The sequence below is a fragment of the Microbacterium maritypicum MF109 genome (assembly GCF_000455825.1).
Classification (GTDB): Bacteria; Actinomycetota; Actinomycetes; order Actinomycetales; family Microbacteriaceae; genus Microbacterium; species Microbacterium maritypicum_A.
In genome coordinates this window covers 303,651-315,532 of sequence record NZ_ATAO01000206.1, presented here as the reverse complement: position 1 = coordinate 315,532, position 11,882 = coordinate 303,651, and the positions used below count along the sequence as shown (strand labels likewise).

Annotated in this window: 13 protein-coding genes; 9 read left to right on the top strand and 4 right to left on the bottom strand. The window is 67.9% G+C overall.

The window, feature by feature from the left end:
• Nucleotides 1-31 precede the first annotated feature (31 nt).
• Complete coding sequence (gene pdxY / locus L687_RS35790; protein WP_021200647.1) at nt 32-883, bottom strand: pyridoxal kinase PdxY; 852 nt, start codon at nt 881-883, stop codon at nt 32-34.
• 46 nt (nt 884-929) lie between these two features.
• Nucleotides 930-2,237 carry an aminotransferase class I/II-fold pyridoxal phosphate-dependent enzyme gene (locus L687_RS35785; protein ID WP_021200646.1) on the bottom strand — a complete coding sequence of 436 codons (1,308 nt, stop codon included), beginning with the start codon at nt 2,235-2,237 and terminating at the stop codon, nt 930-932.
• Between the two features lie 90 nt (nt 2,238-2,327).
• On the opposite strand from L687_RS35785, the gene pdxS reads away from it, so the two are divergent.
• Both pdxS and pdxT read left to right on the top strand, forming a co-directional pair.
• Complete coding sequence (pdxS, locus tag L687_RS35780) at nt 2,328-3,221, top strand: pyridoxal 5'-phosphate synthase lyase subunit PdxS (protein WP_021200645.1); 894 nt, start codon at nt 2,328-2,330, stop codon at nt 3,219-3,221.
• On the top strand, nt 3,211-3,831 hold the full coding sequence (gene pdxT / locus L687_RS35775; RefSeq protein WP_021200644.1) for a pyridoxal 5'-phosphate synthase glutaminase subunit PdxT: 621 nt from the start codon (nt 3,211-3,213) through the stop codon (nt 3,829-3,831). Before pdxS ends, pdxT begins: the two co-directional genes overlap by 11 nt.
• Here the strand turns inward: pdxT and L687_RS35770 are convergent, their stop codons facing one another.
• Both L687_RS35770 and L687_RS35765 read right to left on the bottom strand, forming a co-directional pair.
• Nucleotides 3,832-4,755: an aminoglycoside phosphotransferase family protein gene (locus tag L687_RS35770; RefSeq protein WP_021200643.1), complete on the bottom strand. Its 924-nt coding sequence runs from the start codon at nt 4,753-4,755 to the stop codon at nt 3,832-3,834.
• Entirely contained in the window at nt 4,752-5,462 is a 711-nt protein-coding gene (locus tag L687_RS35765) for a carboxylesterase family protein (protein WP_021200642.1), read from the bottom strand. The genes L687_RS35770 and L687_RS35765 overlap by 4 nt, the downstream gene beginning before the upstream one ends.
• Before the next feature lie 86 nt (nt 5,463-5,548).
• Between L687_RS35765 and L687_RS35760 the strand changes: the two genes are divergently transcribed.
• From L687_RS35760 to secF, 7 genes are all read left to right on the top strand, one after another.
• The gene (locus tag L687_RS35760) at nt 5,549-6,310 is read left to right on the top strand and encodes a YebC/PmpR family DNA-binding transcriptional regulator (protein WP_021200641.1); all 762 of its coding nucleotides are present in this window, start codon (nt 5,549-5,551) and stop codon (nt 6,308-6,310) included.
• 45 nt (nt 6,311-6,355) lie between these two features.
• Entirely contained in the window at nt 6,356-6,940 is a 585-nt protein-coding gene (gene ruvC / locus L687_RS35755) for a crossover junction endodeoxyribonuclease RuvC (RefSeq protein WP_021200640.1), read from the top strand.
• 9 nt (nt 6,941-6,949) lie between these two features.
• The gene (ruvA, locus tag L687_RS35750; RefSeq protein ID WP_021200639.1) at nt 6,950-7,573 is read left to right on the top strand and encodes a Holliday junction branch migration protein RuvA; all 624 of its coding nucleotides are present in this window, start codon (nt 6,950-6,952) and stop codon (nt 7,571-7,573) included.
• The gene (gene ruvB / locus L687_RS35745; protein WP_021200638.1) at nt 7,566-8,591 is read left to right on the top strand and encodes a Holliday junction branch migration DNA helicase RuvB; all 1,026 of its coding nucleotides are present in this window, start codon (nt 7,566-7,568) and stop codon (nt 8,589-8,591) included. The genes ruvA and ruvB overlap by 8 nt, the downstream gene beginning before the upstream one ends.
• A 78-nt stretch (nt 8,592-8,669) precedes the next feature.
• Entirely contained in the window at nt 8,670-9,068 is a 399-nt protein-coding gene (locus L687_RS35740; RefSeq protein WP_021200637.1) for a preprotein translocase subunit YajC, read from the top strand.
• A gap of 55 nt (nt 9,069-9,123) precedes the next feature.
• Nucleotides 9,124-10,872, top strand: a complete 1,749-nt coding sequence (secD, locus tag L687_RS35735) for a protein translocase subunit SecD (protein WP_021200636.1) — start codon at nt 9,124-9,126, stop codon at nt 10,870-10,872.
• The gene (secF, locus tag L687_RS35730) at nt 10,872-11,861 is read left to right on the top strand and encodes a protein translocase subunit SecF (RefSeq protein ID WP_021200635.1); all 990 of its coding nucleotides are present in this window, start codon (nt 10,872-10,874) and stop codon (nt 11,859-11,861) included. Before secD ends, secF begins: the two co-directional genes overlap by 1 nt.
• Nucleotides 11,862-11,882: the final 21 nt, after the last annotated feature.

The following is an 11,882-nucleotide window of genomic DNA, read 5'->3' as shown; positions in this document are numbered from 1 at the left end:
AGCGGGGGAGCGGCGAGAGCGAGTACGGGGTTCAGCGCACCTGGCGGGCGGTGAACTGCATCTGCGGGTTCGCGTAGAACTCCTGTGCCTCGACGAGCTGCAGCTCGCGCTCACCGGATTCGAGCGTGGCCTTGAGCAGGTCGTACACGCTGGATGCCGTGCGCTCGAGCGCGATCCTCGCGCTGCCCGTCTCGACGTAGTGGGCGGTGAACAGTGCCGCGGTCACGTCTCCTGAGCCGTTCGCCTTCATCGGCAGGTGCGGGGTCTGCACGAGCCAGGCGCCCTCCCCGTCGGCAGCGAGCATCTCGATCGTGCCCTCTTCGCGGTCGGGGCGCTCGACACTCGTCACGAGCACGGTGCGCGGACCCATCGCGTGCGCGAGATCGACCGAGGCGAGCGTGGACTCGAGCGTGTCGGGCTCGGTGTCGGTGAGGAAGCCGAGCTCGAACTGGTTCGGCGTGATGATGTCGGCGACCGGAACGACGCGCTCGCGCAGCAGCACCGGGATGGCCGGCGCCACGAAGCAACCCGACTTCGCGTTGCCCATGACCGGGTCGCAGGCGTACACGGCGTTCGGGTTCGCGGACTTGACGCGCGCGACGGCGTCGATGATCACGTCGCCGATGCCCTCTCCGCCCTGGTAGCCGCTGAGGACGGCGTCGATCTGGCCGAAGACGCCGCGTTGCTCGATGCCCGTGATGACCTCGCGCACATCGTCGGGAGCGATCATCGGTCCGCGCCAGGCGCCGTAGCCGGTGTGATTCGAGAAGTTCACGGTGTAGACCGGGAGAACTTCGACGCCGATGCGCTGCAGAGGGAACACGGCGGCGGAGTTCCCCACGTGTCCGAAGGCCACGGCTGACTGGATGGAGAGGATCTTCATTCTCCGACTCTTTCGTTCAGGGCGGGCCGGTGCCCGCGACGGATGGTCATCGCCCGGCGGCGACGAGGTCTGCGACCAGTGATTCGGCCTCGTCGTCCGAGAGGTCGTGCACCGTCAGGCGCAGGTGATGCGACGGTCCGGCCTTCTCATCGAGCGCGAAGTCGTCTCCGGTGCGGGCGAGCCAACCGCGGCGCATGAGCCGGTCGGCGACGGTCCGCGCGGGCCGGGGGAACTCGATCCACAGGCTCATGCCGTCGGACACCGTCGCATCGACGCCGCTCTCACGCAGTCGCCCGGCGAACGCCGCGTTGCGCTGCGCGTAGTGCGCGGCGGCGGCGGCGACCTCGGCCATCACCGCATCGTCGGTCAACTGCGTGAGGGCGAGTCGCTGAAGGAGATGGCTCACCCAGGTGGTGCCGGGGCTCAGCCGCATCGCGAGGCGTTCCGCGGTCTCCGGATCGGTGGCGGCGATGGCCAGGCACATGTCCGGTCCCAGGAACTTCGACACCGAGCGCACGAGGGCGAAACGGCGGTGGTCGGGGCCGATGAGGGACTCGTAGGGGCGCTGCGACAGCATCGAGAAATGGTCGTCCTCGATGATCAGCACGTACGGGTGGTCGGCGAGCACGGCACGAAGGTCGGCGGCACGCGATGCGGTGAGGCTCGCGCCGGTCGGATTCTGAGCGCGCGGGGTGCAGATGATGGCGCGGACGCCGGCATCCAGCGCGGAACGCAGGCCGTCGACCGTCATCCCCTCGGCATCGACAGGCACGGGGACGGCCCGGTATCCGCCCAGGCGCACGGTGTGGATGCTCGCCAGGAAGCACGGGTCTTCCAGAGCCACCGCGTCGTCACGCATGAGCGCCTGCGCGAGCAGCCTCTCGACGGCGTCGACGGCGCCGCTGGTCACGGTGATGCGGAAGTCGACGCCGTCGAGGTCGGTCGAGATCCAGTCCCGGGACCACTCTTCGAGACCGCGGTCGATCACGGGCTCGCCGTAGAGGACGGGACGGGACGCGATGGTCATGAGCGCCGGCGCCGGGTCGGGGATGAGGCGCGGATCGGGGTTCCCCGTGCCGATGTCGCGGAGCACGGTATCGGGGGCATAGCCCTCCTGGGCCACGGCCTCGATCCCGGCGACGACGGTTCCGGCGCGCCCACGGGAGATCACGAGGCCCGCCTGCGCGAGCTGTCGATAGGCGGCGACGGCAGTATTCCGATTGACGCCGAGGGTGGCAGCCAGCTCCCGCACCGGGGGGAGCACTGCACCGGCCTGGAGGATTCCGCGGTCGCGCAGGGAACGCACGCTGTCGGCGATGTCCGATGCGGTGCTGCCTGTGATCTGGTCGCTCATGGTCCTCCTCAGCGATTCTAGGTCGAATCGGACAGTGCTATGTTTGATCTAGATCAAAACCGACTTCGGTGCATCCGACAGGAGTTCCCCATGGCAGAGCAGACAACCACCGGATCCGCGCGCGTCAAGCGCGGCCTCGCCGAGATGCTCAAGGGCGGCGTCATCATGGACGTCGTCACGGCAGAGCAGGCGAAGATCGCCGAAGACGCCGGCGCGGTCGCCGTGATGGCCCTCGAGCGCGTCCCGGCTGACATCCGCGCGCAGGGTGGGGTCTCCCGCATGAGCGACCCCGACATGATCGACAGCATCATCGATGCCGTCTCCATCCCCGTGATGGCGAAGGCGCGCATCGGTCATTTCGTCGAGGCGCAGGTGCTGCAGGAGCTCGGTGTCGACTACATCGACGAGTCCGAGGTGCTCTCGCCGGCCGACTACGTGAACCACATCGACAAGTACGGCTTCACGGTTCCGTTCGTGTGCGGAGCGACCAACCTCGGCGAGGCATTGCGTCGCATCAACGAGGGGGCGGCGATGATCCGCTCCAAGGGCGAGGCCGGCACCGGCGACGTCTCCGAGGCGATGAAGCACATCCGCAAGATCCGCGGCGAGATCGCCGCGCTCACGGCGCTGCCCAAGGACGAGCTCTTCGTCGCCGCGAAGGAGCTGCAGGCGCCGTACGAGCTCGTGGCGGAGATCGCCGAGACGGGCAAGCTCCCCGTCGTGCTGTTCGTCGCCGGCGGGGTCGCGACCCCGGCGGATGCCGCGATGATGATGCAGCTCGGTGCCGACGGCGTGTTCGTCGGATCGGGCATCTTCAAGTCGGGCAACCCGGCTGAGCGCGCGAAGGCGATCGTCAAGGCGACGACCTTCTTCGACGACGCCAAGGTCATCGCCGAAGTCTCGCGCGGACTGGGCGAGGCCATGGTCGGCATCAACGTCAGCGATCTCCCGGCCCCGCACCGCCTCGCCGAGCGTGGCTGGTAAGACCCGCGTCGGCGTCCTCGCGCTGCAGGGCGACGTGCGAGAGCACGCCGCCCTGCTCGCGCAGTTGGGTGCCGATGCGGTCCTGGTCCGTCGACCCGACGAGCTCTCCTCCGTCGACGGACTCGTGATCCCGGGCGGCGAGTCGAGCGTGATCGACAAGCTCTCCCGCATCTTCGGCATGCAGCAACCGATCCGTGACGCGATCGCGGCGGGGATGCCGGTGTTGGGAACATGCGCGGGACTGATCATGCTCGCCGATGACGTCGTCGACGCGATCGACGGCCAGGAGTCATTCGGCGGACTCGACGTCGTCGTGCGCCGGAACGCCTTCGGCCGTCAGGTCGAGTCGTTCGAGGCTGTGCTCGATGTTCCCGCCTTCGAGGGCGAACCCGTTTCCGCGGCATTCATCCGCGGTCCCGTGGTCGAATCGGTCGGCCCGGGTGCAGAGGTGCTGGCTGCGCTGGACGACGGCCGCGTGGTCGCGGTGGAGCAGGGAAATCTGCTCGGGCTGAGCTTCCACCCCGAGATCACGGGGGAGAGGCGCTTTCACCAGCGCTTCCTCGCACGGGTGGAAGCACGTCGAGGAGTGACGGCACCGCCGCAGGTGTGATCAGATCAGTGTGGCGAGCCAGCGCAGAGCCGGATCCGCCTGTGCACGCTGAAACTCTCGGAGGCCCGGAAGCTGAGAGATCTCGGGCTGCGCCTGTTGATACCAGAGGAACGAAGCGAACGCCGAGATGACGGGGAGCAGTGCAGCCTGAGGTGGCGCGCCGTGCTCTTCGAAGATGGCCCAGGCCTCTTCGCAGGACGGCCCTCCGGACGCCTCGACGCTCGGCAGCAGACAGGGGAGATCGATCCACGCGGCACCTCGTCGCGCGTGTGGCCAGTCCAGGAGATGGGCGCGCCCGTCGCTGATCAGGATGTTGTCTGATCGCACGTCGTCGTGCACGATGACGTCGCCGTGCAGCGCGTCCTGGAAGCAGTCCTCCATCGAGAGGAGCGCGCGCACGCGGCTGGACAGGCCGTGGGGGAGAGCCTCCAGGAGCGGTGGATCCGCTGCGATCTCGCGCCATCGTGTGAAACCCGGGATCATGCCGTCCTCCGCGCGGGGCATCGCCGATGGCGCGGGGGTGGTCGACAGGGTGCGAAGGGATCGTGCCACGGAATGCAGGTCCTCGGTCGTCCAGGGTCGGCCGGGATGGCGTCCGTCGATGGCCTCGATCACGAGCGCGGTACCGACGGCGTCGTCGATGGCGCCACGGAGACGCGGGGCGACAGATGGCGGCAGATGTGCGAGCGTGCGCATCTCCTCGCGAAGGAAGTGCAGAGAGTCCGCGTGCCAGTCTGCGCCGCAGGCCTTGACGAAAGCGTGACCGGCGGTGGTCGTCACGACGCCCGCATAGGACGCGCTGAAGCCGCCATGAGCGGGTTCGTCCCCCACGAAGTCGCCACCGATCACGCCGACGATCTGCGTGCGCAGCGAAGCGGGGAGGGCACTCCAGGCTGGTCGGAGGCGGTCCGCTCCCGGTTTCATGGTGCCGCTCGCTCCGTGTCGTGATCGTTCTGCCGGTGGAAGAGCAGCCAGCTGTAGAGCTCGGGGTTCGCGTACGTCTCGGTCCAGGAATCGTGACCGACGCCCGCATAGCGCGTGAACCGCACGTCGGCGTCGAGCGATCTGAGCTCCGCCACGATCTGCTCCGTCGCGGAGATCGGCACGACGTCGTCGGCGTCGCCGTGGAACGCCCACGTGGGCAGGGCGCGGATAGGGGCAGCGCTCTGCATCCACAGTCCTCCGCAGATCGGGGCGATCGCCGCGAACCGATCGGGGTAGCGCACGGCGAGGCTCCAGGTCCCGAACCCGCCCATGCTGAGTCCGGTCACGGCTACGCGGGCGGGATCGATGCGGTGCGCCGCGGCGACCTCGTCGAGCAGCACGGACAACGTCGTGAGCTCGGCGACCCACTGACTCGATTCGGGGCACTGCGGTGTGACGAGGATGAAGGGGAACTCGTGGCCGGCATCTGCCAGCCTCGGCGGCCCGTGCACCGCGGCGAGATCGACGTCGGATCCTCGTTCGCCCGCACCGTGCAGGAACAGCACGAGGGGCCAGAGCCTGTCCGGATCCGTTTCGTAGTCGTTCGGCAGATGCACCAGATACCGCAAGGAGTCGGCCGGTGACGGCTCGCCGTCATGCACGTCCGACGAATGGGATGCAGGGGTGATGTGTCGCGATCGGCGCATGCATCCATCCTGCTCCACTTGCGCGGTTCGTTAGACTGGACGACGCGCTGAGTGCGAGCTCACGCGGATACGACGAGCGGAGACTTATGTCCGGGCATTCCAAGTGGGCGACCACGAAGCACAAGAAGGCCATCATCGACTCCAGGCGCGCGAAGTCCTGGGCCAAGCTCATCAAGAACATCGAGGTCGCCGCGAAGCTCGGCGGGCCCGACCTTGCGGGCAACCCGACGCTCTTCGACGCGGTGCAGAAGGCCAAGAAGACCTCCGTCCCCAAGGACAACATCGACCGCGCGGTGAAGCGCGGTGCGGGCATCGGCGGCGAGGCCGTCGAGTACCTCTCGATCATGTATGAAGGCTACGGACCCAACGGTGTCGCTCTCATGATCGAGTGTCTGACCGACAACAAGAACCGCGCGGCCGCAGAGGTGCGCACGGCTCTCAGCCGCAACGGCGGCACGCTGGCGGACCCGGGCAGCGTCGCCTACAACTTCAGCCGCAAGGGCGTCATCGTCGTCGGCTCCGAGGGCACCACCGAGGATGACGTCATGATGGCGGCACTCGAGGCCGGCGCCGAGGAGATCGAGCCGCATGCCGAGGGTTTCGAGGTCATCACCGAAGCCACCGACCTGGTGGCCGTGCGCACCGCGCTCCAGGAGGCGGGTATCGACTACGAATCCGCCGACGTCGAGTTCGTTCCGAACCTCAAGGTCGAGATCGACGCCGACACCGCTCGCAAGATCTTCCGTCTGATCGACGCTCTGGAAGACAGCGAAGACGTGCAGAACGTGTTCACGAACTTCGACCTCACCCCCGAGGTGCAGGCCGAGCTGGAGAACGACGAGGCGTAGGCGCGCCGGACGGTCCATGTCGGTGCCGCGGCCTAGCCTGGGGAAGTGACCTCCTCTCTGCGCGTGCTCGGCATCGACCCCGGGCTCACCCGGTGCGGTGTCGGCGTCGTCGACGTCGACGGCTCGCGTCGAGGAACGCTGGTGCACGTGGGGGTGATCCGCTCGTCCCCGGATGCCGAGCCCGGCGATCGCCTCGCGATCGTCGCCGCCGGGATCCGTGCCGTAATTGCCGAGCATCGCCCGGATGCGGTGGCCGTCGAGCGTGTGTTCGCTCAGCAGAACACGCACTCGGTGATGGGCACGGCGCAGGCCAGCGGCGTCGCGCTGCTGATCGCCTCCGAGTCCGGGCTCCCCGCGGCGACGCACACCCCCAGCGAGGTGAAGGCGGCCGTCACCGGATACGGCGCGGCGGACAAGCGGCAGGTGCAGACGATGATCGCCCGCATCCTGCGGCTGGACGCGCTCCCGCAGCCGGCCGACGCGGCCGACGCCCTGGCGATCGCCCTGTGCCACGCCTGGCGACGCGGAGGCGCTGCATCTCCCGGCCAGGGAGCGCTGACTCCGGCGCAACAGGCCTGGGCCGATGCCGAGAAGCGTGTCGGTCGAACATACCTACGAGCGACGCCTTAGGCTGAGGGGATGATCTCCTCTCTGCACGGTGTCGTCCTGCACGCGACATCCGATCAGGTCGTCATCGACGTGGGCGGAGTCGGATTCGCCGTCGCCGTCCCCACTGATGTGGCGCACACGGCCGTGGTGGGGGAGAAGCTCCTGCTGCACACCAGTCTCATCGTCCGCGAGGACTCGCTGTCGCTGTTCGGCTTCGCCGACCGGGGTGAGCTGGAGATCTTCGGTCTGCTGATCGGTGTGACCGGCGTCGGTCCGAAGTCGGCGCTCGGTGTGCTCTCGCACCTCACGGGTGATCAGATCGCCGAAGCCGTCACGGCCGAAGACGACGCCCCGTTCCGGCGGGTGTCCGGGATCGGTCCCAAGACCGCCAAGCTCATCGTGCTGCAGCTCGCCGGCAAGGTGCAGGCCTTCGCCGCGCCGTCGAGGCCGGCCGCCGCCACGGGAGGCACGGACGTCGTGACGCAGGTGGCCGCAGCGCTCGTCGGCCTCGGCTGGTCGGAGAAGGTGGCCGCGGAAGCCGCAGCCCAGACCGCGGCAGAGGCTACCGAGGCGGAGAGTGCATCGGTCGCCGCGCTGCTCCGACGCACTCTCGCCCTTCTCGGGCCGGCTCAGGGAGGCCAGGCGCGTGTCTGATCCGTTCGACGCCAGTGAGCCGTCCGACGAGACCGAACTCGCGATCGAGGGCGCCCTGCGCCCGACGAGCCTGGGGGAGTTCGTCGGACAGCAGAAGGTCCGCGGTCAGCTGCAGCTGCTCCTGGAAGCGGCCCGCATCCAGAGCCGTCCCGCTGATCACATCCTCCTGGCGGGCCCCCCGGGACTCGGCAAGACGACGCTCGCGATGATCGTGGCGCACGAGAGCGAGCGTCCGCTGCGTCTCTCGAGCGGCCCGGCGATCCAGCATGCCGGTGACCTCGCCGCCCTGCTGTCGAGTCTGGTCCCCGGCGAGGTCCTCTTCATCGATGAGATCCACCGCATGGCGCGCTCCGCAGAAGAGATGCTCTACCTCGCGATGGAGGACTACCGCATCGACATCATGGTGGGAAAGGGCGCGGGGGCCACGAGCATCCCGCTCGAGCTCTCGCCGTTCACCCTGGTCGGCGCGACGACGCGCTCCGGGCTGCTGCCCAATCCGCTCCGCGACCGCTTCGGATTCACCGGGCACCTCGAGTTCTACGAGGAGTCGGAGCTGGAGCAGGTGATCGCCCGGTCGGCCGCGGTCCTCGGTGTGGATCTGCCGACCGACTCGCTCTCCGAGATCGCCCGCCGTTCGCGGGGCACACCACGCATCGCGAACCGCCTGCTCCGCCGCGTGCGCGACTACGCCCTGGTGCACACGGGGGGAGTGGCCACGATCCGCGAGGTGCGCGCGGCTCTGGAGCTGTACGACGTCGACCCGATCGGTCTGGACCGCCTGGACCGCGCGGTCCTGGAAGCGCTCGTCCGGCGGTTCCGTGGCGGCCCGGTCGGGCTCAGCACGCTCGCGGTGGCCGTCGGCGAGGAGGCGGAGACGGTGGAGAGCGTCGTGGAGCCGTATCTCGTGCGGATCGGCTTCCTCGGGCGCACTCCTCGGGGTCGCGTGGCTATGCCCGAGGCGTACTCGCATCTGGGCGTCCCGCATCCGGACGGGATGCTTAAGTTGGATGACCTATAATCACTGAAGACTTCCCGGTTACCTTCGCGCGCCCAAAGGCTGGAGCGTGCACCTGAGAAAGGCGCTTCCCCCATGCCCATGGAATTCCTGCTCTTCGGCCTTCTCGCCGTCCTCCTCGTCTTCATGATCTTCAACACGCGCAAGCGCACGAAGCAGATGAAGGCCGAGCAGGAGGAGAAGGCCACCAAGACCGTTCCGGGCGCCAAGGTGCTCCTTCAGGGCGGCATCTACGGGACGATCGTCTCCTACGACCCCGAGGACCTCGACACGCCGGCACTCGTCGAGATCGCTCCCGGCACCATCATCGACGTCCACAGCCAGGCCATCCTGCGCGTCGTCGAGCCCAAGGACGCCATCGTCGACGCTCCGGCCGATGAGGTCGTCGACCCGTCGGTCGCCGACGAGTCGATCGCTCCGGCCGTCGAGACCCCCGAGGAGACCCGCGCCCGCCTCGAGCGCGACGCCGACGACAAGTAAGCCCGGGGCCGACACGGCCGCTCGGATCTCCGTCCTTCCAGAAAGCTGAACACACGTGGCTTCATCCTCTCCCGTCCGTCACGCCTGGCGGGTCCTTCTCGGCCTGCTCCTCGTGACGGGCGTGCTCTTCGGCATCAATGCGCTGGGCGTCTACGTCTTCAAGGACAGCAACGGGGAGGCTGCGAGCTCGTGGTCGCCTGAGCTCGCCCTCGACCTGCAGGGCGGCACGCAGATCGTTCTGAGCGCGGAGACCGAGGACGGCGCGGCGCCGTCCTCCGAGCAGCTCGACCAGGCGGCGGCGATCATCCGTCAGCGCGTCGACGCTTCCGGTGTCGCCGAGGCGGACATCACCACCGAGGGCGGCCAGAACATCGTCGTCCAGATCCCTGGCGAGGCGGACGCGCAGACACGGGAGCGGATCCAGTCCAGTGCGCAGCTCGAGTTCCGGCCCGTGCTGTACACGACGGCGGCGACCAACGAGTTCGTCGGCGAGGACGGGAACTCCACGCCGTACCCCAGCCCGGACCCGGGACTCAACTCGACGCCGACGGCTGAGCCGACCGACGCGAGCGACCTCTCCTGGGTGACGGACAAGCTGGCAGCGGAGTTCCAGGCTTACGACTGCGCGAACCCGGACAACGACGCCGCGAAGGCGCCGAAGGACGAGCCGCTCATCGCGTGCTCGGCCGATGGGTCAGCGAAGTACCTCCTCGGACCGGCCGAGCTCGACGGCACCGCGATCACCGATGCCGCAGCCGGCCGCGACCCGAAGTCGGGTGCATGGCTCGTCCAGCTCACGATGAACGCCGATGGTGCCGATGCGTTCGGCAAGGTGAGCACGCGGCTGAACCAGAACCGCATCGACGGTCTCACCCCGCGTGACCAGTTCGCGTTCGTGCTCGACGGCAACGTGATCAGCGCCCCGCGCATGAACGGGCAGATCCTCGACGGGCGCCCCAGCATCTCGGGCAGCTTCACGCAGGAGTCGGCGACCACCCTGGCCGACCAGCTCAAGTTCGGTGCCCTTCCGCTCAGCTTCACGGTCCAGAGCTCGGACACGATCTCGGCGACGCTGGGCACCCAGCAGCTGCAGATCGGTCTGATCGCCGGGCTCATCGGTCTCGCGCTGGTGGCGATCTACTCCCTGATCGTCTATCGAGCGCTCGGGTCGGTGATCATCGCGTCGATCGCGGTGATGGCGATCCTGACCTACATCATCATCTGCATCCTGGCTTGGCGCATCGGCTTCCGGCTCTCGCTCGCGGGAGTCGCCGGTCTGATCGTCTCCATCGGCTTCACGGCCGACTCGTTCATCGTGTACTTCGAGCGAATACGAGACGAGCTCCGTGACGGCAAGTCCATCACCGCCGCGGTGGAGGACGGCTGGGGTCGCGCGAAGCGGACGATCTACATCTCCAAGTCGATCAACATCCTGGCCGCGCTCGTCCTCTACATCCTGGCCGACGCCACGGTGAAGGGATTCGCGTTCACGCTCGGACTCACGACGCTCATCGACGTGTTCATCTTCGTGATCTTCACGCACCCGGTCATGCAGCTGCTCGCTCGCACGCGTTTCTTCGGCGGCGGACACAAGCTCTCCGGTCTCGACCCCGAGGCTCTCGGTGCCGTCTACCGCAGCCGGTCGCAGTACCGCGAGGTCACCACTGCATCCGCAGGTCGGGGTGCGAAGAACGCCCGCTCGCGCGGTGAGGCGGATCGTCGACAGACCATCGCCGAACGTAAACGCGCCGAGGCCCTCGCGGGCGACAAACCCACCAACGCCGGAAGTGAGGGAGACGCCTGATGCCTTCCATGAATGAGTTCGGCAACAACCTCTATTCGGGCAAGACGTCTTTCCCGTTCGTCGGCAAGCGCCGGCTGTGGTTCATCATCGCGATCGCCCTCGTCGTCGGTTCGGCACTCGTACCGCTCATCCGTCCGATCCAGTTCTCGATCGAGTTCACCGGCGGATCGCAGTTCACGGTGCAGGCACCGGACAGCCTCGACCAGGAGACCGCCACCACCGCCGTGCAGTCGGTCGTACCGGGGGCCGCCACCAAGGTCGTCGTCGTCAGCGGCAAGGATGTGCGCGTCCAGACCGACCAGATGAGTGCGGCCGAGACCCAGCAGGTCGGCGAAGCTCTGGCAGAGGCCTACGGTGTGGATCCGTCCGACGTCACGTCGTCGTTCATCGGACCCGCGTGGGGTGAGAACGTCACGAAGCAGTCCCTGTGGGGCCTCGCGATCTTCCTGGCCCTCACGTTCCTGATCCTCGCGATCTACTTCCGCACGTGGAAGATGTCGGCCGCGGCCATCATCGGTCTGCTTGACGTGCTGGTGATCACGGTAGGCGTGTATGCGCTGGCCGGCTTCGAGATCTCGCCCGCCGCGGTGATCGGCTTCCTGACGATCCTGGCGTATTCGCTGTACGACACCACGGTCGTGTTCGACAAGATCCGGGAGAACACCACGGAAGACGGGGAGAAGTCCGCCCGGCTGTTCGGGGAGTCGGTGAACCTCGCGGTGAACCAGACGCTCGTGCGTTCCATCAACACCTCTGTGGTCGCGGCGCTGCCGGTCGGCGCTGTGCTCTTCATCGGCGCCTTCTGGCTCGGTGCGGAGTCGCTCACCGACATCTCGCTGTCGATCTTCGTCGGCATCCTGGTGGCGACCTACTCGACGCTCTTCGTGGCTGCTCCGCTCTACTCGTTGTTCCGCGAGAACGAGCCGCAGCTGAAAGCCCGCGACGCCCGCATCCGCGAGGCTCGCAGCAGGGCGGCCGTCGAGGTCTGATCGGGTTCCTCAGCGGGCCCG

Coding starts and splice junctions, on each gene's coding strand:
- pdxY (WP_021200647.1), bottom strand. CDS start 883: ATGAAGATCCTCTCCATCCAGTCAGCCGTGGCCTTCGGACACGTGGGG.
- L687_RS35785 (WP_021200646.1), bottom strand. CDS start 2,237: ATGAGCGACCAGATCACAGGCAGCACCGCATCGGACATCGCCGACAGC.
- pdxS (WP_021200645.1), top strand. CDS start 2,328: ATGGCAGAGCAGACAACCACCGGATCCGCGCGCGTCAAGCGCGGCCTC.
- L687_RS35770 (WP_021200643.1), bottom strand. CDS start 4,755: ATGAAACCGGGAGCGGACCGCCTCCGACCAGCCTGGAGTGCCCTCCCC.
- L687_RS35765 (WP_021200642.1), bottom strand. CDS start 5,462: ATGCGCCGATCGCGACACATCACCCCTGCATCCCATTCGTCGGACGTG.
- L687_RS35760 (WP_021200641.1), top strand. CDS start 5,549: ATGTCCGGGCATTCCAAGTGGGCGACCACGAAGCACAAGAAGGCCATC.
- ruvA (WP_021200639.1), top strand. CDS start 6,950: ATGATCTCCTCTCTGCACGGTGTCGTCCTGCACGCGACATCCGATCAG.
- L687_RS35740 (WP_021200637.1), top strand. CDS start 8,670: ATGGAATTCCTGCTCTTCGGCCTTCTCGCCGTCCTCCTCGTCTTCATG.
- secF (WP_021200635.1), top strand. CDS start 10,872: ATGCCTTCCATGAATGAGTTCGGCAACAACCTCTATTCGGGCAAGACG.